Origin of the sequence: Micromonospora kangleipakensis (assembly GCF_004217615.1) — a bacterium.
Taxonomy (GTDB): Bacteria; Actinomycetota; Actinomycetes; order Mycobacteriales; family Micromonosporaceae; genus Micromonospora; species Micromonospora kangleipakensis.
In genome coordinates, this window is record NZ_SHLD01000001.1 from 6609141 (window position 1) to 6627799 (window position 18659).

Genomic DNA, 18659 nt, shown 5'->3' on the forward strand with positions numbered 1-18659 from the left:
CGCTGTCCTATCTCTTCCCGTTGGGAGTCTGGCCGAGCAGGCCTTCGACGGTCTCTCGAAGCATGGTCCGGGCGTTGGACGGGTCAGTGATCTCCAGGAATGACCATGTCCCGTACCGGCCGTCGTTGTTCACTGCCGGCACCCACAGGTTCCGGGCGGCTGCGGTCTTGGCGGCCTTGTCGGCTCTCCTCTCACCGGACACCTCGACGATGACGGTCTGCGGCGGGGCTCCGTCGGGAGCGGCGAGACGGAGGAGGAAATCGGGTTCGTAGTCGTGCTGTTCGCCTTCGTAGGCGTAGTGGATGCGGAAGCTGAGGTGGTCGTTCTTCACGCAGGCAGCGACGCCCTTGGTGGCCTCGATCTCGTACGCGACCTTCTGCTCCCATCCGGAGTGGAGGGCGACGTGGCTGACATGGCAGCGGTCGGGGCTGGTCTCGTAGCAGGCACGGGTCGTGTCGAACTCGACCACGTCAGTAGACCCGACTGGGTCGAACGAGCGATACATCGGCAAGAGATGTGGGGAGGGCCCATCACCGGTGGTGCCTCGAACAACGGCACGGTAGATGCGTTCGACGGCTTCGGCCTTCCGCTGTCCGAGCAGCACCATCGCCGGGAACGCGTCGTCCTTGCATACCAACTGTGCGTCGAGCCAGTCCCGGCAGATACGAAGCAACTGGGGATACAGCCAGGGCTTGGCGTTGCCGGCCGGGTCGCGGAACCGGATAAGCGCGCCTTCGGCAAGAAGGTAGGCGACCGTCTGAGAGCGCACCTTGCGCAAGTCGTCCAGCGTGTGAATCTCGATCTCACCGGCGACCCCGGCGATCTCGGTTTCGGTCGGGGCGTCAGCGTTGGACAAGACCAGCACCGTGTCGTTGTCGAACCGGGCGTCGAGCCGCCGGTCGGGCAGGTCGTAGCGGTAGCCGACCACTCGCGGGTACTCGATACGGAGGTGCGCTCGCTCAGGCAGCGCCCGGACGTGCATGACTGGCCGGACAGGCTTGGGGTCCTTCGTGGTGCCTGCGGCGGGAATGAAGCTGAATGGGACCCCATACACCTCGGCGTACTCGGCCTCGAAACGGCCAGTCTCAGGATCGAGGGCATACGAGCGACGGCGAAGGCCACGGCCTACGACCTGCTCGCACAGCAACTGAGTGCCGAACGCGCGCACGCCCAGAATGTGGGTCACGGTGTTCACGTCCCAGCCCTCGGTGAGCATCGACACCGATACGACGCACCGGACATGCTCGCCGAGCTTGCCCGGCTTGCCGACGGTGTTCATCACCTCTCGGAGCAGGTCTTCCTCCGTGAGGGCCTCCGCGGACCGGCCCGGGAACCGCTGCCGGTATTCGGCTTTGAACTCCTCGATCTCGCGCTGGGCGACCGCCTTGAAATCGGCGCTCATCGCCTCCCCGGACTCCAACTGCTCGGAGTCCACCAGGATCGTGCGTGGGCGGTCCAGCCAGCTCCCGCGTTCGTCATCGTTGCGGAACAGCGCCAGGTTGCCCGTCTGAACGACTGTCGTGTCGTCGGAGAACGTCTTGTCCCATCCGGCGATCCAGTCGTAGACCATTTTGGACACCGTCGTGTTGCTACACACGACGATGAACACCGGGGGCGTCGACCCGGTGCCGGCCGAGGTGTCCTCCCAACGGCGGTACGACTTCTCGTAGTTCCCGTACAAGGAGTGCAGCGCCGCTTGCAACTCGTCGGGCAGGGCCGGCTCGGCGCCTACGTCCGCGTTCTTGCGCCCCTTGCGAGGTAGGTGTTCCCTGATCCGTGGCCACAGGCTACGAAACGCCGGCATGTCCGAGTCGGCTTGGTTGTCCGCGACCGGTAGCCGCGGGATCTTCACGATCCCCGCCTCGATCGCGTCGACGAGCGAGAAGTCAGAGACGACCCAGGGGAACAGAGTACCTTCGCCGTAGCCGGACCCCTTGAGGAAGAACGGGGTCGCGGATAGGTCGTACACCTGCCGGATGCCGTACTTCGCCTGGATCGCTTTGAGGCCGCTGATCCACAGGTGGGCCTCGCGGGACCGGTCGGCGGCCTCGCGCTTCTCCTCCCCAGTTAGTTTCTCCTCCTCCTGGGGCACAGGAGGCCCCTGCCAGCAGTGGTGCGCCTCATCGTTGAGGACAAGAATTCCGCCGCCCCTGCGCCCAGACGACAGGCCAAGCTCGCGGCACACCCGGCGAGCCATCTGGTCTGGCGACTCGGTGAACGGCGTCTCGGGCTCCCCAGCGGTGAGGATCTGCTTCGTGAGTCGGCCGGCGGCAGGACCGGTTTCCCGTAGGCCGAAGGCCCAGAAGGTGACGACGGCCACCCTCGCCCCCTCCAGCGCGGACCGCAGATCGGCCGGCACCAGGTCCAGCACTTCGTAGGAGTTGTCAGGGTCGGTGGGCAGCAGCACTCGCAGGCGGTCGCGGATCGTGATCCCGGGCGCAACCACGAGGAACCGATCGGAGAAGCGGCGATCCATCGAGTTCGCAGCCTTGTTCAGTGCGTGCCAGGCGATCAGCATGGCCATGACAGCGGTCTTGCCCGAGCCGGTTGCCATCTTGTGTGCGACCCGGGGAAGGCCCCCGCTGTACGTCATGTTCTGATCCGCGAGCGCGTTCCCGACCCACGGATCAGTCTTCGCGGCAACCTCCGTCGTCCAGATCGCCGTCTCGACCGCTTCGCGCTGACCGAAGAACAACCGCCGGGCACGTTCAGGCGAACTCCAGTGCGCTAGGAGGGCCTTCGTCGTGTTCGTTACCCCGGGGTAGCCGGCATCACGCCACCGGTCGACCTTCGGCCGGATCTGATTCACCTGGTCATTCGGCCGCAGACGGTCGCTGGTCCACTCCATCGGCAAGGAAAGCTGCCCGCCGCGCCGCCTCGACGCGGGAACCGGGACGAAATAGGCGCTCGGCCTCCGGCCCTCCATCACCGTGTCCGTGATGCCGTCGTCGTCAAACTTCCAGTGCCGCGACGGGCGGTCGAACGGACTGTTCAGGATCGGATTTTCGATCACTCGATCCGCCATGCGTTCCACCTCCCCGGGCCGAGCCGATCATGTCTGAGGCCGCCAGACTAGTGCCTCGGCTCAAGGCTGTTGGGGCACGAATCGGCCTGCCCGCGTATAGATTCGATAGCTCAGGGTGTCAGCTAGTGCGCCACCGGAAGATCACGCTAGTCGGGTCCATCACCTCGCCCTTCTTCGGGCGTCCGGTCTTGGCAGGGCTCAGCAGGACGTCGGCCACGGCTGCGAGCACGGCGCGACGCCACCGGATGTCATCAGAGGTGAGCCAACGCTGCCCCGCTCCCGGCCCGCGAAGGCCCGCGAGCACATCGGTGCGGCCAGCCTCGGCCAGCTCAGCCTCGATCGCCGCGAGCCTGTCGCTCGCGCGCCGGTTCGCTCGGGCGAACTGGTCCTTCGTCATCTCGCCGTCGGCAAGGCTGTCCGCGAGAACGTCAAGCCTCGCCCGCACCTCGCCGGCCTCCCTGCGCAGGACGTCAAGGTCGGCACGGCCAGAGGAGTCCGTGGGCGGCACGTCGGCACCGTCCTGGCGGTTCAGCCGCTCGGCAATCATGTCCTCTACAAGGCCGTCTACGGGGTCCGCGCGTCGGGTCATGAAGCACCGCTTGCACTTGTAGATTCGCCGACCTCGCTGGCCGTCCCGCCTCGGGTTGGTCCAGTTGACCGCCATAAACGGCACACCCGTTCGCTTGAGGTCCGCCTCCGTGCCCTGCTCGCCTTCGCAACGGAGGCAGCCGTAGAGGTTGCTGCCCAGCCAGCGGACCGACGAGAGGTTCCCGACGTTCGTCTTGCGCCCGGGGTCTCGCAGGATCGAGACGGATGCTCGCCACACATCCTCGGAGATCAGTGCCTCCCAGTTGCCGGCAACCAACGTCCGATCCTCGTAGTTGGGACGGGAACGGGCGGATCTGTTCGATCCCAACGGTGGCATCTCGGCGTACGCCCGCAGTCCGGCGTACAGCGGGTTCAACAGCATCACGCGGACGTTGTTGTGCCGCCACTCGTTCCCGAGAGTGGATGTGAAGCCGGAGTCGTTGAGCATCTTCGTAACCGAGTAGAGAGAACTACCCGACGTCAACATGGCGAAGGCATCCCGCAGCGCCGAAGCTTCCTTCTCATGCGGCACGAGCATGCCACCTGCACGCTCATACCCGAACGGCCGTGGGCCGGTCATCCACGGCTTGCCCTTCTCGGCTGCCTGTCGGTTGGCCCGTCGCTGGCGTTCCGACTTGTTCTCGACCTCAGCCCAGGCCATCTCGCCCAGCATGCCGGCAACCATCCGGCCATTCGGGGTCGTCATGTCGATACCCGTACCGCGGACCGGGTGAAGTGAGACGCCGTGGGCTCGGCATGCCTCGACCACGCGGAGCCTGTCCCCGGGCGTCCGGTACAGACGGTCAGCGTTCCACGTCACGATCACGTCAACCGTGCGCCGCTCGATCGCCTGAATGAGTGCGTCGAAACCCTTCCTGCGGCGGCTGGTCACGGCGGAGGTGTCGTTGTCAGTGAAGGTCTCGACAACTGTCCAGCCCTTGGCCTCGGCGAGCGCCTGGCAGTCTTCCGCCTGGCGCTCGACCCCCTCACCCTCGCCGGTCCTGTCCTTGGAGATTCGCAGGTAGATTGCCGCTCGCATGCCCCGTCCGCTCCCGGTTGCCGATGAGTGGAAAAGGACGGTAGCATGCGACACCACGCCGAGCCGTGGTGGGCGACCTTCAGCACGTCGGCCCGGAACGCGCCGGACGGCAGCGCCTCCCGCAACGCCCGCTGCTCCTCGGTCTCGGCGTCGCCGAGCAGCAGGATCCGCACCCCGGCCACGGTGGCGGCCAGCACCAGCGAGTTGTTGTTCGGGTCCGACCGGCTGCCCCGCACCGGGTACGGCGGACCGAGCAGGACCAGCTCCACTCCCCCGGCCCGCCAGCGCCAGCCCACCGGCGCGGTACGCAGGCCCGCCGCACCGCCCAGCGCGGCGCCGCGTACCTGGTACGCCCCGAAGGCCGGCTCCGGCCACTGTGGGGTCAGCACACCCGCCACCCGCCGGCCCCGGAACACCCCGGCGACCCCGCCGACGTGGTCGGCGTGGAAGTGGCTGACCACCAGCAGCGGCACCTCGCGCACGCCGAGCCGGCGCAGGCAGCCGTCCACCCCGGCCGGGTCGGGGCCGGCGTCGACGACCACCGCCCGACCGGCGGCGACCGGGAGCACCAGCGCGTCCCCCTGCCCCACCGCACAGGCGACCACCACCCAGCCGGGCGGCGGCCAGCCGCCGGCCAGCAGCCGGACCGGCAGCGTGCCGAGCACCACCGCGACGGCGCAGACCGCGACGAGCCGTCGGACCAGCGGTCGCCGGGTGGCGAGCAGCAGCGCCACGGTGAGCCCGGCCAGCAGCAGGGCCCCGGTCACCCCGCCGGGCCAGGGCAGCGTCCCGGCCGGCAACCCCGCGCCGTGCCCGGCCACGGTCACCAGCCAGCGCGCCGGCCAGCTCGCCAGCCAGGCGGCGAACTCGGCGCCGGCCGGCCAGACCGGCGACACCACGGCGGCGGCGACGCCGAGCACGGTGGCCGGTGCGATGGCCGGCACCGCCAGCAGGTTGGCGGGCACGGCGACCAGGCTGACCGTCCCGGAGATGCCGGCGACCACCGGGCCGCAGGTGAGCTGGGCGGCCGCCGGCACCGCCAGGGCCTCGGCCAGCCCCACCGGTACGCCCCGCCGGCGCAGCGCGTCCCGCCAGCCGGGGGCGAGCAGCAGCAGCCCGGCGGTGGCGAGCACGGAGAGGGCGAAGCCGGCGTCGCCGGCCAGCTCCGGGTCGACCAGCACCAGCACGGTGACCGCGGCGCAGAGGGCGGGCAGCGCGGCCCGGGGTCGACCGGCGGCGAGCGCGGCCAGGCCGATCGCCCCCATGGTGGCGGCCCGGACCACGCTCGGCGACGGTCGGACCAGGATGACGAAGCCGATCAGGGCCAGCGCGCACGCCACGGCGGCCGCCCGGGGCCCGGCCCGGGCCCAGCGGGCGAGCAGCAGCACAGCGCCGACGACGATGGCGACGTTCGAGCCGGAGACCGCGTTCAGGTGGGTCATGCCGGTGGCCCGGAAGTCCGCCTCGACGGCGGGGCTCAGCCGGCTGGTATCGCCGACGACCAGCCCGGGCAGCAGTCCGCCCGGCTCGTCCGGGAGGGGCTCGCAGGCGCGTTGCAGCCCGGCGCGGAGCGTGCCGGCCGCACGCTGGAGCCACGGCGGCGGACCGTGCGGCGTGGGCGGGCCGGTCACGGTGAGGACGGCGGCGGTCAGGTCACCGCCGCGCGGCGCGGTCAGCCTTCCCTGCGCGCCCACCCGCTGCCCGGGGAGCAGCCCTCGCCAGGCCGGGTCGGTGGCCAGCACCAGGGCGCGGACGGGTCCGGCCACCCGCCCGCCGTCCCGAGCGGTGAGGCGTTCCAGGTCGGCCCGGACCAGGAGGGTCGCCGGCCGGCCGGCGGCGCCCCGGACGGGCCGCGGGTCGTCCCGAACGACCAGCTCCACGGTGGCCATGGCCCGCTCGTGGACCAGCGCCCGGACCGGGGCCGCGTCGCGGACCGCCAGGCGGGCGGCGGTCGCGCTCGCCCCGCAGAGCACCCCGATCAGCACGGCGACGACGGCCCAGCCGTGCCGGCGGACCGGGGCGGCCGGACGCCCGAGCACACCGAGCAGGTGGACGGCGACGAGGGCGGCGAGGCCGGCGGCGACCGCGGCCAGCGCGGCCGTCGCCGCCGCGGTGAGGTGCAGTCCGGCCAGCGCGGCGAGCCAGGCGGCCACCGCCAGCCCGGCCAACCGCAGGTCCGGGACCGTCTCCCCCGTCGCGGCCCCGACCGGCGGCTCCGGGGCGGCGTCGACCAACCGCTCCGGGCCGTCACCGGCGGGCAGGCCGCCCAGGCGGGGAGCGGCGGCGTTCCGGCGGGTGGTCACACCGTCACCAGGTCCTTGAGCTGCTCGTACCGGGCGTCGCCGATGCCCTCGACCTGGCGCAGGTCCGCCACCGACCGGAAGCCGCCATGCTGCTCGCGATGCGTGAGGATCCGCTGGGCGAGCACCGGGCCGACCCCGGGCAGGGCATCGAGCTGGGCCAGTGTGGCGGTGTTGAGGTTGACGGGCCCGCCCGGCGCCGCCCCACCGACCGCCGGCCCCGCCGCCCCGTTGGCCCCGGGCTGCCCGGCGGGGCCGGGCGGGGCGGCGACACCCACCAGGATCAGCTCACCGTCGGTGACCTTGCGCGCCGGGTTGAGCAGGGCCACGTCCACGCCGGGCAGCGCGCCACCGGCCGCCTCGACGGCGTCGGCGACCCGGGAGCCGGCCGGCACCCGGACCAGGCCGGGGCGGCGTACCTTGCCGGCGACCGCGACCACCAGCTGACCGTTCGCCGCCTCGGCCGGGCCGGCGGAGGACGGCTCCGGCGCGGCGATCGTCGACACCGGTCGGACCGGCTCGGGATGTGGCCGTGACCGCCAGGCCCAGAGCCCGGCGCCGAGCACCACGGCCAGGGCGACGACGGCCAGCGCCCGCACCCCGCGCCGACCGGGGTCGAACGCGCCGGGGCCGGGCAGGCGGGACATCCGGCGGGCGGGACCTTCGTCGCCCGGTGTGGCGACCGGGGCCGAGGGTTCGGGCCGAGCCGTGCGGGCCGGCCCGGGCGGCTGCGCGGGCTCGGCCCGCGGAGCCGGATCCGGCGTCGGGCGGGCGGACCGCGCGGGCGGAAGCAGGTCGAACGTCGGCCAGTCGGGCTCGACCGGATCCGGCCACCGGCGAGGTTCGACCGCCGGGTCGAAGCTGGACGCACGGCGCTCGGCTCCGACCGCCGGGCCCGGAGGCCGGGCGGCCGCAGCCGTGGGCGGGCCCGGACGGGTCGGCGGGCCGGCGGTGGACGGACCCGGACGGGCCGGCGGACTGGCGGTGGACGGCGCCGGCCGATCGGCCGTCGACATCGCCGGCGGCTCGAACAGCCGGGACAGCCGCCGCCGCACCCGGCTCTCCTCGTCATCTGACACGCCGCGAGGCTAGGGCGGACCCAAGTCCCACTCAGGCCCTGAGCGCGGCTCCTGTGGACGACGGGGTCCCCTGTGGACAACCACCTGATCATGCTGCGAATGTGCTACGGGATGCACGACGGAGCCGCACAGGAGGATGACCGGGGCGAAGGACTCCCTCACCTCGCCTCCGGGTCCAGGCCGGGCGCGACCCCGCCGGTCAGCCCTCGGCGGCGGGCGGCGCGTCCGGCGCGGGCCGGCGGTGGACCACCACGCAGGCCAGGCCCGGTCCGGCGTGCGCGGCGACCACCGCGCCGGCCTCGGAGACGTACGTGTCGTGGAGGTGGTCGCCGAGCCGGTCGGTGAGCGCCGCGACCAGTTGTTCGGCGCGCTGCGGTGCGGCGAGGTGATGCACCCCGAGGTCCACGTCGGCGTCGCCGGCCGCCTCGACGGCCAGGTCCACCAGGCGGGCCACGCCCCGGCTGGCGGTGCGTACCTTGTCCTTGACGACGATCGCGCCGTCCGGCATGTGCATGATCGGCTTGACGGACAGGGCAGTGCCGAACAGCGCCTCGGCGGCGTTGATCCGGCCACCCCGGCGCAGGAACTCCAGCGTGTCGACGTAGAAGTAGATGGTGGTCCGGTCGACCGTGTCCAGCGCGGCCTGCCGTACGGCGGCGAGGTCGGCGCCGCGGTCAGCGGCCGCCGCGGCGGCGAGCACCGGGAAGCCGAGGCCCATCCCGGTGGAGCGGCTGTCGACCACCGCGACCCGGTCGCCGATCTCGGCCGCGGCCAGCCCGGCCGCCTCGACCGTGCCGGAGAGCTCGGCGGAGAGGTGCACGGAGACGACCCCGTCGGCGCCCTCGGCGAGCAGCGAACGGTAGACCTGGGCGAACTGCTCGGGTGACGGCCGGGAGGTGCTCACCGAGACGCGCCGCCCGCCCAGCACGCGGGTGGCGTCGGCCGGGAAGGTCTCCACCCCCTCCAGCCCCTCGGCCCCGTTGAGCACGACGGTCAGCGGGACGACGGTGAGCCGGTGCGCCAGCACCAGCTCGGGCGGGAGGTAGGCGGTGGAGTCGGTGACGACCGCGACGGGCATGCCCGGCACGCTAGCCGATGTCGTCGCGGCGTGCCGGGGCCGTTCGGTCAGACCGCCTCGGTCAGCGCCGGCTGCGTGATCAGGCCGACATTGTGGGCGCGCAGGTGCCAGCCCCGGGCGTCGTCGTGGCGCAGCTCGGTCCAGTGGCAGTTGGAGAGGGAGCCGACGCTGCGCAGCACCGCGTGGTCCCAGCCGAGCAGGTGCCCGACGCCCTGCCGGGCGCCGCCGCCGTGGGTGGTCACCACCACGGTGCCGCCGACGGCGAGGTCGGCCGCGTCCTGGAAGGCGGCGCCGAGCCGCTTGCCGAGGTCGTGGAGGCTCTCGATCCCGGCGCCCGGGTCGGGGTCGCCGGCCCGCCAGCGGGCGTACTCCTCGGGGAACCGCTCGGCGGCCTCGGTAAGGGCGAGGCCCTGCCATTCGCCGAAGTGCCGCTCGCGCAGCCGGGCGTCAGTGCGCACCGGCAGCCCGGTCAGCGCGGCGAGCGCCGCGGCGGTGTCGACCGCCCGGCACAGATCGCTGGCCACGATGGCGTCCGGGCGCAGCCCGGCGAGCAGCGGCGCGGCGGTCCGGGCCTGCTCCCGGCCGAGGTCGTTGAGGGGTACGTCGGTCTGCCCCTGGACCCGGTTGGCGGCGTTCCAGTCGGTGTTGCCGTGCCGCCAGATGATCAGGCGGGTCATTCCGCGGCGGCGGTGCCGGCGGCCGAGTCGGCCAGGTCCCGGTCCACGAACGGGATCTGCGGGCAGTCCTTCCAGAGCCGGTCGAGGGCGTAGAACTCGCGCTCCTCGGTGTGCTGGACGTGCACCACGATGTCGACGTAGTCGAGCAGCACCCAGCGGCCGCCCCGCTGACCTTCGCGCCGGACCGGCTTGGCCTTCTCCGGCAGCTCGAGCAGGCGCTCCTCGATGGCGTCGACGATGGCCAGCACCTGACGCTCGTTGGGGGCCGCGGCGAGGACGAACGCGTCGGTGATGGCGAGTTGGTCGCCCACGTCGATGATGACGATGTCCTGCGCCTTCTTGTCGGCCGCGGCCTGGGCGGCGGCCATCGCCAGCTCGTGAGCGCGTTCGGAAACTGTCACCGTTCTCCTTCGATCAACCGTCCGACCCTCCAAGCCTCTCACACCCGGCCGGGCGACGACTTGTCAGTTCTGGTCGATTACGCGGACATGCGACCACATTCCGGGCGGCATCACTCCTGATAGAGGCGCCGCTTGGCGATGTACTGCACCACACCGTCCGGCACCAGGTACCAGACCGGCTCGCCCCGGGCGACCCGGGCGCGGCAGTCGGTGGAGGAGATCGCCATCGCCGGCACCTGCACAAGGCTCACCGTGTCGGCGGGCAGGTGCTTGTCCGACAGCTCGAAGCCCGGCCGGGTCACCCCGATGAAGTGGGCCAGCTCGAAGATCTCGTCCAGGTCCTTCCAGGAGAGGATCCGCTCCAGCGCGTCGGCGCCGGTGATGAAGAAGAGCTGCACCTTCGGGCCGTACTCGGCGTACAGATCGCGCAGCGTGTCGACGGTGTAGGTCGGCCCGCCCCGGTCGATGTCCACCCGGCTGACCTGGAACCGGGGGTTGGAGGCGGTGGCGATGACCGTCATCAGGTAGCGGTCCTCGGCCGGGCTGACCGGCTCGTCGGCCTTCTGCCACGGCTGGCCGGTGGGGACGAAGACCACCTCGTCCAGCTCGAACCGGTCCGCCACCTCGCTGGCCGCGACCAGGTGCCCGTGGTGGATCGGGTCGAACGTCCCGCCCATGATCCCGATCCGCCGGATGTCTTCCTCCACCCCGCGATCGTAGGCCGGTGCCGGGCGGGCGCCAGGCGGGGCCGCCGGAGCGTCCCGATCACCGGTCGCATCCGGGCCACGCCGGGGCCGGGCTCCCGGCGAGCCCGACCCCGACCCCGGTCAGGCCCCCGCGGCGGCCACCGCCGTCCGGGCGACCAGCGCGCGGCGCAGGTCGTCGTCCATGTCGGTGACCCGTCGGCGCAACCCTGGGGTGAGGTCGTCGCGGGCCAGCAGGGCCGCGGCCAGCTCCCGGGTGGGCTGCGCCACGGCGTAGCGGGGGAAGGCCAGGGTCGCCACCCGGTCGGCCGTCCAGGGGGTACGCAGCCGCGCGGCGGCCGGCATGTCGGCGAAGTACCGCTCGACGTACGGGGCCGTCAGCTCGGCCTGCTCCGGCTGCCAGAAGCCCTCCGCGGTGGCCTCCACGAGGCGGTTGGAGAGCTCGGCGTTGACCGTGACGATCTCCCAGGCGGCCCGCTTGGCGGCCGGGTCGGGCAGCGCGGCGCGGCAGCTGGCGGCCCGTTCCGCCCCCGTGGCGCTGCGGTCGGCGGCGACCTCGGCGGCAATCTCCGGCTCGCCGGCCGCGCCGAGCACCACCAGGCGCACCAGCAGCGCCCAGCGCAGGTCGGCGTCCACGGCGAGCCCCTCCGGCACGCCGTCGCCGGCCAGCCAGCCGGTGAGCAGCGCGGCGTCGGTGGTCGACGAGATCAGGCCCCGGGCCGCGGCGAGCTGGAGCGACCCGCCGGCCGGCGCCCCGGCGAGCAGCGTGGCGCAGGCCCCGGCGACCCGGAGCAGGGCGGCGTCCCGGGCCAGTGGGTCCAGGTAGCGGTCGATCAGGCCGCGGCTGAGCGTGAGCACGTCCTCCGCGATGATCACCTCGGTCTCGCCGGGCAACGCCGCCGCGATCAGCGCCACCACGGCGGCGACGGGCCGCTCGCCGTCGGTGGCCGCGTCGAGCGCCTCACCCCAGAGCAGCGCCCGGGCCAGCGGGTCGGCCAGCCCCGGCAGCACCGTCGGCACCGCGTCGGCGGAGGCCGGGTCGAGGCGGATCTTGGCGAAGGTCAGGTCACCGACGTTGGGCAGCAGCAGGCCGGTGGCGGCCTCGCCGACCAGCCCGGTCAGCTCGGTACGACCCTTGTCGACGTCCGGGTCGAGGTCCACCTCGAACCGGCTCGCTGTCCCGTCGGCGGCGTACCGGCCGACGCCGATGCGGTGCGGCCGCAGCACCGGGTACTCGTCCGGCGCGGTCTGCACCACCGCCGCCTCGGTCCACCGGCCGTCGGCGTCCACCGCCGTCTCCATCCGCAGGGTGTTCACCTGGGGGCGGCGCAGCCAGCGCTCGGCCCAGTCGGCGAGGTCCCGCCCGCTCGCGGCGCTGAGGCTGCCGAGCAGGTCGGCCAGGGTGGCGTTGCCGAACCGGTGGGCGGCGAAGTGCGCGTTCAGCCCGGCGAGGAAGACGTCGTCGCCGAGCCAGGCGACGAGCTGCCGCAGCACGCTGGCCCCCTTGGCGTACGAGATGCCGTCGAAGTTGAGCAGCCCCTGCGCGGCGTCCGCGACCTCCTCAGGCGCGACCGGGTGGGTGGAGGGCCGCTGGTCGGCCGCGTACCCCCAGGCCTTGCGGCGCATGGCGAAGGTCGTCCACGCCTGGTCGAAGCGGGTGGCCTCGGCGGTCACCCGGGTGCCCAGGTACTCCGCGAAGGACTCGTTCAGCCAGAGGTCGTCCCACCAGCGCATGGTCACCAGGTCGCCGAACCACATGTGCGCCATCTCGTGGGCGATGGTGGTGGCGCGCAGCTCCCGCTGGGTGTCGGTGACCGCGGAGCGGAAGACGTAGTCGTCCCGGAGGGTGACCAGGCCCGGGTTCTCCATCGCGCCGGCGTTGAACTCGGGCACGAACGCCTGGTCGTACTTGCCGAACGGGTAGCGCTCGGCGAAGAGCTGGTGGAACCGGTCGAGGCACTGCTTCGTGACGGTGAAGATCTCGTCCGCGTCGGCGTCCAGGTGGGCGGCGAGGGAACGCCGGCAGTAGACGCCGAGCGGGATGCCGTCGTGCTCGTCGTGCCGGACGTGCCACGGGCCGGCGATCAGCGTGACGAAGTACGTCGCCAGCGGCGCGGTCGGGGCGAACTCCCAGCGCCCGGGCGCGGGGCGGGCGGCGAGCTGGCCGTTGGCCGCGACCGTCCACTCCGGCGGGGCGGTGACCGAGAGCGTGACCGGCGCCTTCAGGTCCGGCTGGTCGAACGCGGCGAAGATGCGCTGCACGTCGTCGAGGAAGGACATCGCGTACAGGTACGTCTCGCCGTCCGCCGGGTCGACGAAGCGGTGGATCCCCTCGCCGGTTTTCGAGTACGCCATCTCGGCCTCGACGGTCAGCGTGTTCTCCTCGGCCAGGCCGGTCAGCGGCAGCCGGTCGTCGGCCAGCGCGGCCGGGTCGAGGTCCCGGTCGTTGAGGCGTACCGCCAGGAGTCTGGCGGGTTTGACCTCGGCGAAGGTCTCGGCGCCGGGGGTCGCCCGGAACCGGATCGTGACGGCGGAGCGGAACCGCTCGCCGGCACTGGTCAGGTCGAGGTCCACCTGGTAGGACTCGACGGTGATCAACGCGCCACGCGCGGTCGCCTCTACACGGCTCAGGCTCGGCATCCGCTTATCCTGCCCGATGGGGATCCGGAGCGGCTCCCCGTGACGCTTGGCGATGGAGGCACAACGATGGGTCAGCACCCCAAGGGCGACTTCGACCTCACCCGGGCGGTCTGGCAGCGGGCCGAGGGCGACACCTCCGACAGCGCGGTCGAGGTGGCCTTCGTCGGCGACCTGATCGGCATGCGCAACTCGGCCGAGCCGGACGGACCGGTGCTGGTCTTCACCCAGGCCGAGTGGGACGCGTTCGTCGCGGGCGCCCAGGACGGCGAGTTCGACCTGGACTGACCGCGGCGCTCCGCCGTCGGGGTGGTGAGCCCACATCCCGGCGGCGCTCACGGATCGCCGCCGCCCCAGCCGAGACCGCCGGGGCCGGGGGCGTGGTGGAAGCCCGGGTGGCCGGCGACGTCGACGCACCGCTCGCCGTCCGGCCCGACCGCGCCGCAGAACAGCCGCTCGGCCCGCCGCCAGGAATCGGCGGGCGAGAGCGCGGCGGCACCGAGCGCCAGCTCGGGGCGGAGCAGGCTCAGCGCCTCGGCGTACGCCACCGCCAGCTCCCGGGCCCGGTCGGCGTCGTCGGCATGGAAGCCGAGGTGCACGGTGAAGTGCCGGGGCGGCCTCGGCCCGCGGCGCGGCGGCACGAGCAGCGGCACGTCCGGTCCGCCCACCCCGCCCCGGTCCAGCCCGGCACCGAGCGCGTCGACCATCCGCCGCCGCCGGTACGGCGCCCTGTTCTCCCGCATCCGTCCTCCCGTCGTCGGTCCGGCCCCGCGGCCGGCCTCTCGTTCCGGCAGCCAAACAGGTTTCCGTCGCCCTGGGAGGGGCCAGCGCGACGAGCGCCGACTGGCCCCTCCCAGGGGTTGTGAATTCGGTGATGATGGGCGGTTCAGCCGGCTGTGCGTGGGTAGACGCAGGCGGCCGAGCCGCTGCCGACCAGGTCAGGAGCAGCAGATGAGCAGCATTCCCGTCGACCGCAGCCCGGACAGCACGCTGGCGTTCCTCCGGGAGGGCTACCGGTTCATCGGCGACCGCTGCGAGCGGTACGGCAGCGACATCTTCCAGACCCGGCTGCTGCTGGAACCGACCATCTGCCTGCGCGGCCGCCCCGCCGCGGAGCTCTTCTACGACAACGAGCGCTTCCGCCGGCGGGGGGCCATGCCGATGCGCGCGCAGCGGACGCTCACCGGGGTCGGCGGGGTGCAGGGGCTGGACGACGCCGCGCACCGGGCGCGGAAGGCGATGCTGATGTCGGTCATGACGCCGGTCGCGATCCGCCAGCTCGGCCAGCTCATCGACGACGAGTGGCGGGCCCGGATCCCGGCCTGGGAACGCTCCGGCCCGGTGGTGCTCCACGACGAGGTCGCCCGGATGCTCACCCGCGCGGTCTGCGCCTGGGCCGGGGTGCCGCTGGCCGACTCGGACGTGGCCCGGCGGACCGCCGAGCTGCACGCGATGATCGAGGCACCGGCCGCGGTCGGCCCCCGGTACTGGCGGGGTCTGCTCGGCCGCCGCCACGGCGAACGGTGGGCCGGCGACGTCGTCGACCGCGCCCGGGCGGGCACCCTGCCCGCCCCGGAGGGCAGCGCACTGCGGGTGATCGCCGAGCACCGGGACGACCGGGGCCTCCCGCTGCCCCGCCGGATCGCCGCGGTCGACCTGCTGAACGTCATCCGCCCGACCGTCGCCGTGGGCCGCTTCGTGGTCTTCGCCGCGCTGGCGCTGCACGACCACCCCGGGTGGCGGGAGCGGGTCCGCGGCGACGAGGCGGCCACCGAGAGCTTCGTGCAGGAGGTACGCCGCTACTACCCCTTCTTCGCGGTGGCGGCGGCCCGGGTCCGGCGCCCCTTCGAGTGGGCGGGGCACCACTTCCCCCAGGGACGGCGGGTGCTGCTCGACCTCTATGGCACCAACCACCACCCGGAGCTGTGGCCGGGGCCGGAGCAGTTCCGGCCCGACCGGTTCGCCGGCTGGCGCGGCGACCCGCTCAGCCTCGTCCCGCAGGGCGGCGGGGACCACCTCACCGGCCACCGCTGCGCCGGGGAGTGGATCACCATCGAGCTGATGAAGCGCGCGGTGACCAACCTGACCACCGCCATGAGCTACCGGGTGCCGCCGCAGGACCTGGCGCTCAGCCTGAGCCGGATGCCCGCCCTGCCGCCGAGCGGCTTTCTGATCGACGGCGTCCGGCGCACCGCGTGAGTCGGGCTCACTCCGCCACCACCAGCGCCTGGGGGGCGGCCTGCTTCATCCGGGTACGCAGCCACTTGAGCTGGATCGCCGTCTCCTGCTCGCAGGACTTCACCACCGCCAGCAGGTCGGTGTCCCGGGCCCCGTACGCGGCCTGGCCGACCACCGTCCAGCAGATGTCGCACTCCGCCGCCATCAGGTAGAGGTCCTGCAGGTCGCGGAGCAGCCCGAGCCCGCCGGAGCGGGTGCCGGAGAAGAGCTCCGAGTGCAGCCGGTCCGGTTCCGCCGGGGCGTCCTCGGCGTACCGGCGGGCGAACGGGGCCAGCTTCTCCGCGTGCTCACGGCACTGGGCGGCCAGCCGCCCGCAGGTGTGGAAGACGTCCGGCTCGTCCCGGTGCGCCGCGCCGACCTCGGTGAAGGCGTCGCCGAGGCGGGCCTGGGCCTTGTGCAGCAGCCCGAGATAGTGCGACAGGTGCATCTCACTCCCCCCTCGACGGTGCCTCGGCGGCCGGCCCGCCGACGGTGGCCGGGATGCCCGATCCCTCGGGCGGCGCGGAGCCGCCGACGGTGGGCGCGGGCGAGGGGCGGCCCCCGGAGTCCGCCTCCTTCACCACCCGCACCGCGGCGACCTTGAAGATCGGCTGCTTGGAGACCGGGTCCCAGGCGGTGACGGTCAACTCGTTCGCGGCCCGGTCGTGCCGGCCGCCGCCGGCAGCGCCGGGCCCGGGCCCCGCGGGGCCGGCGGCGTCCCAGTAGCCGTAATGGAAGGGGAGGAAGACCACGCCGGGGCGTACCCCGCAGATCCGGGCCCGGGCGCGGACGGCGCCGCGCGGTGACTCGACCCGGACCAGGTCCCCCTCCCCGACACCGAGCGGCCCGGCGTCGGCCGGGCTGAGCTCCACCCAGGCCTCGGGCGCGGCGTGCGCGAGCTGCGGTGCGCGCCCGGTCTTGGTCCTGGTGTGGAACTGGTAGACGGTGCGGCCGGTGGTGAGCAGCAGCGGGTAGTCGTCGCTCGGCACCTCCGGCGACGGCTGGTACGGCGTCGCGTGCAGGAACGCCCGCCCGCGCGGCTCCTTGGCCCGGTACTCGTCGGGCAGCAGCTCCGCCCCGGTGGCCAGGTCGTGGCCGTACGACTCGCAGTAGTCCGGGTCGGTGTTGAAGACCCCGTCGGTGTAGAGCCGCTCGGTGCCGTCCGGGCGCTCCTCGGTGCACGGCCACTGGATGCCGCCGGCGCGCAGCCGCTCGTACGTGATCGCGGTGTAGTCGCAGGGCCGACCCCGCGAGCACTCCTGCCACGCCTCGAACGCGGACTCCGGATCGGACCACTTGATCAGCGGCGCCCCGTCGGAGTCACGGAAGTCCATCCGGCGCGCGTAGTCGAGGAAGATGTCCAGGTCGGGGCGGGCCTCACCGGGCGGGTCGACGGCCTTGTCGGAGATGTGCACGGTCCGGTCGACGCTGGTGAAGGTGCCGGTCTTCTCACCCCAGGTGGCCGCCGGCAGGACCACGTCGGCCAGCTCGGCGGTCTCGGTCAGGAAGAGGTCCTGCACCACCAGGAACAGCTCCGGCTTCGTCAGGATCCGGCGGACCCGGGCCAGGTCAGGCAGGGAGACCGCCGGGTTGGTGGCGGAGATCCAGAGCAGCTTGATCGAACCCTGCTCGGCGTACCGGAAGATCTGCATGGCGTGGGTCGGCGGCGCCCAGTGCGGGATGGTGTCCACCTCGACGTTCCAGAGCCGGGCCAGCTCCGCGACGTGCTCCGGGTTCTCCCAGTTGCGCAGGCCGGGCAGGTCGCCGTCGGCGCCGCACTCCCGGTTGTTCTGCGCGGTCGGCTGGCCGTTCATCTGGTAGATCCCGGCCCCGGGCCGGCCGATCATGCCGCGGATCAGGTGCAGGTTGTTCACCTGGCAGGCCGCGGCGGTGGCCTGGTTGGACTGGTAGAAGCCCTGGAGCACGGTGGAGAGCAGCCGCTGCGACTGGCCCAGCAGCTCGGCGGCCTGCTCGATCTGCCGTGCCGGCAGGTCGCAGATCTCCGCCACCTTGGCGACCGGGTAGTCCTCCACCACCTTGCACAGCTCGTCGAAGCCGACGGTGTGCGCCCGGACGTACTCCTCGTCGTACCAGCCGCGGCGGATCAGCTCGCGGAGCAGGCCGTTGAGCAGCGCCAGGTTGGTGCCGTTGCGCAGCGCCAGGTGCACGTCGGCCTCCCGGGCCACCGGCGTGGCGCGCGGGTCGACGGCGAGCATCGCCGGCGGGTTCGGCCCGCGCCGCCGGTCCAGCATCCGCATCCAGAGCACGGTCTGGGTCTCCGCGACGTTGTGCCCCCAGAGCGCGATCGCGTCGCAGTGGTCCACGTCGGTGTACGACCCGGGCTGCCCGTCGGTGCCGAAGGACGCCTTCAGCGCGGCGGCGGCGGTGGCGGTGCAGAGCCGGGTGTTGCCGTCCATGTGCGGGGTGCCGAGCCCCGCCTTCCCGATCACCCCGAGCGTGTAGTACTCCTCGAGGAAGAGCTGCCCGCTGGTGTAGAACCCGAAGTGTCCCCAGCCGCCCGGGCCGTCCAGCAGCTCCTTCGACCGGGCCACGATCCGGCCCATCGCGGTGTCCCAGTCGGTCTCCACCAGGCGGTCGCCCTCGCGGACCAGCGGCCGGCGCAGCCGGTCCGGGCTGTGGTTGGCCTGCCAGCCGTAGAGGTCCTTCGGGTCGACCCGGCCGTGGTTGATCCGGTCGCCGGCCCGGCCCCGGACGCCGACGATCCGGTCGTCGACCACCGCGATGTCCATCGCGTCGCCGTTGGAGTGCAGGATCGACGCGGACGGCACCCAGCGCTGCACGTCCGCCTCGGTGTGGCCGTCGGCGAGGAAGCTGTCCACCCGCACCGGCCACCGGTCACCCGGCCCGTACGGGGTGCGTGGCCCCCACGGGTCCGCGATCCGGTCCACCATCG

14 protein-coding genes and 1 pseudogene are annotated in these 18659 nt (G+C 73.1%); 2 read left to right on the forward strand and 13 right to left on the reverse strand.

From position 1 onward, the window contains the following. Nucleotides 1-7: 7 nt before the first annotated feature. From EV384_RS31485 to pepN, 10 genes and pseudogenes are all read right to left on the reverse strand, one after another. Nucleotides 8-3025: a BPTD_3080 family restriction endonuclease gene (locus EV384_RS31485; RefSeq protein WP_130339115.1), complete on the reverse strand. Its 3018-nt coding sequence runs from the start codon at nucleotides 3023-3025 to the stop codon at nucleotides 8-10. A 118-nt stretch (nucleotides 3026-3143) separates the two neighbouring features. Further along, entirely contained in the window at nucleotides 3144-4286 is a 1143-nt protein-coding gene (locus EV384_RS36590; RefSeq protein WP_341273661.1) for a recombinase family protein, read from the reverse strand. Then, a pseudogene (locus tag EV384_RS36595) lies at nucleotides 4260-4586 on the reverse strand (recombinase family protein); the annotation flags it as partial. The gene EV384_RS36590 and the pseudogene EV384_RS36595, both read right to left, overlap by 27 nt. After that, nucleotides 4502-6955 carry a ComEC/Rec2 family competence protein gene (locus EV384_RS31495; RefSeq protein WP_242624383.1) on the reverse strand — a complete coding sequence of 818 codons (2454 nt, stop codon included), beginning with the start codon at nucleotides 6953-6955 and terminating at the stop codon, nucleotides 4502-4504. The pseudogene EV384_RS36595 and the gene EV384_RS31495, both read right to left, overlap by 85 nt. Next, the gene (locus tag EV384_RS31500) at nucleotides 6952-7746 is read right to left on the reverse strand and encodes a ComEA family DNA-binding protein (RefSeq protein ID WP_130340927.1); all 795 of its coding nucleotides are present in this window, start codon (nucleotides 7744-7746) and stop codon (nucleotides 6952-6954) included. The genes EV384_RS31495 and EV384_RS31500 overlap by 4 nt, the downstream gene beginning before the upstream one ends. Before the next feature lie 484 nt (nucleotides 7747-8230). Continuing rightward, complete coding sequence (locus tag EV384_RS31505; RefSeq protein ID WP_130339119.1) at nucleotides 8231-9109, reverse strand: DegV family protein; 879 nt, start codon at nucleotides 9107-9109, stop codon at nucleotides 8231-8233. 47 nt (nucleotides 9110-9156) lie between these two features. Next, entirely contained in the window at nucleotides 9157-9786 is a 630-nt protein-coding gene (locus EV384_RS31510) for a histidine phosphatase family protein (protein ID WP_130339121.1), read from the reverse strand. Beyond that, nucleotides 9783-10187 carry a ribosome silencing factor gene (rsfS, locus tag EV384_RS31515; RefSeq protein ID WP_130339123.1) on the reverse strand — a complete coding sequence of 135 codons (405 nt, stop codon included), beginning with the start codon at nucleotides 10185-10187 and terminating at the stop codon, nucleotides 9783-9785. The genes EV384_RS31510 and rsfS overlap by 4 nt, the downstream gene beginning before the upstream one ends. Before the next feature lie 110 nt (nucleotides 10188-10297). After that, nucleotides 10298-10894, reverse strand: coding sequence for a nicotinate-nucleotide adenylyltransferase (gene nadD, locus EV384_RS31520; protein ID WP_130339125.1), 597 nt, complete (start codon nucleotides 10892-10894; stop codon nucleotides 10298-10300). A gap of 120 nt (nucleotides 10895-11014) precedes the next feature. Continuing rightward, nucleotides 11015-13531, reverse strand: coding sequence for an aminopeptidase N (gene pepN / locus EV384_RS31525; RefSeq protein WP_130339127.1), 2517 nt, complete (start codon nucleotides 13529-13531; stop codon nucleotides 11015-11017). Between the two features lie 66 nt (nucleotides 13532-13597). Between pepN and EV384_RS31530 the strand changes: the two genes are divergently transcribed. After that, nucleotides 13598-13816 (forward strand): DUF397 domain-containing protein, encoded by a 219-nt coding sequence (locus tag EV384_RS31530; protein WP_130339129.1) that lies wholly within the window; start codon nucleotides 13598-13600, stop codon nucleotides 13814-13816. A 47-nt stretch (nucleotides 13817-13863) separates the two neighbouring features. On the opposite strand, the gene EV384_RS31535 is transcribed toward EV384_RS31530, so the two are convergent. Then, a complete protein-coding gene (locus EV384_RS31535; RefSeq protein WP_242624384.1) occupies nucleotides 13864-14271 on the reverse strand; it encodes a hypothetical protein in 408 nt (135 codons plus the stop codon). A 208-nt stretch (nucleotides 14272-14479) separates the two neighbouring features. On the opposite strand from EV384_RS31535, the gene EV384_RS31540 reads away from it, so the two are divergent. Beyond that, nucleotides 14480-15727, forward strand: a complete 1248-nt coding sequence (locus EV384_RS31540; RefSeq protein ID WP_130339131.1) for a cytochrome P450 — start codon at nucleotides 14480-14482, stop codon at nucleotides 15725-15727. A gap of 7 nt (nucleotides 15728-15734) precedes the next feature. Here EV384_RS31540 and EV384_RS31545 read toward each other — a convergent pair whose 3' ends face one another. Continuing rightward, nucleotides 15735-16193 carry a hypothetical protein gene (locus EV384_RS31545; protein ID WP_130339133.1) on the reverse strand — a complete coding sequence of 153 codons (459 nt, stop codon included), beginning with the start codon at nucleotides 16191-16193 and terminating at the stop codon, nucleotides 15735-15737. Between the two features lies 1 nt (nucleotide 16194). Further along, the gene (locus tag EV384_RS31550; protein ID WP_130339135.1) at nucleotides 16195-18657 is read right to left on the reverse strand and encodes a molybdopterin oxidoreductase family protein; all 2463 of its coding nucleotides are present in this window, start codon (nucleotides 18655-18657) and stop codon (nucleotides 16195-16197) included. Between the last annotated feature and the right edge of the window lie 2 nt (nucleotides 18658-18659).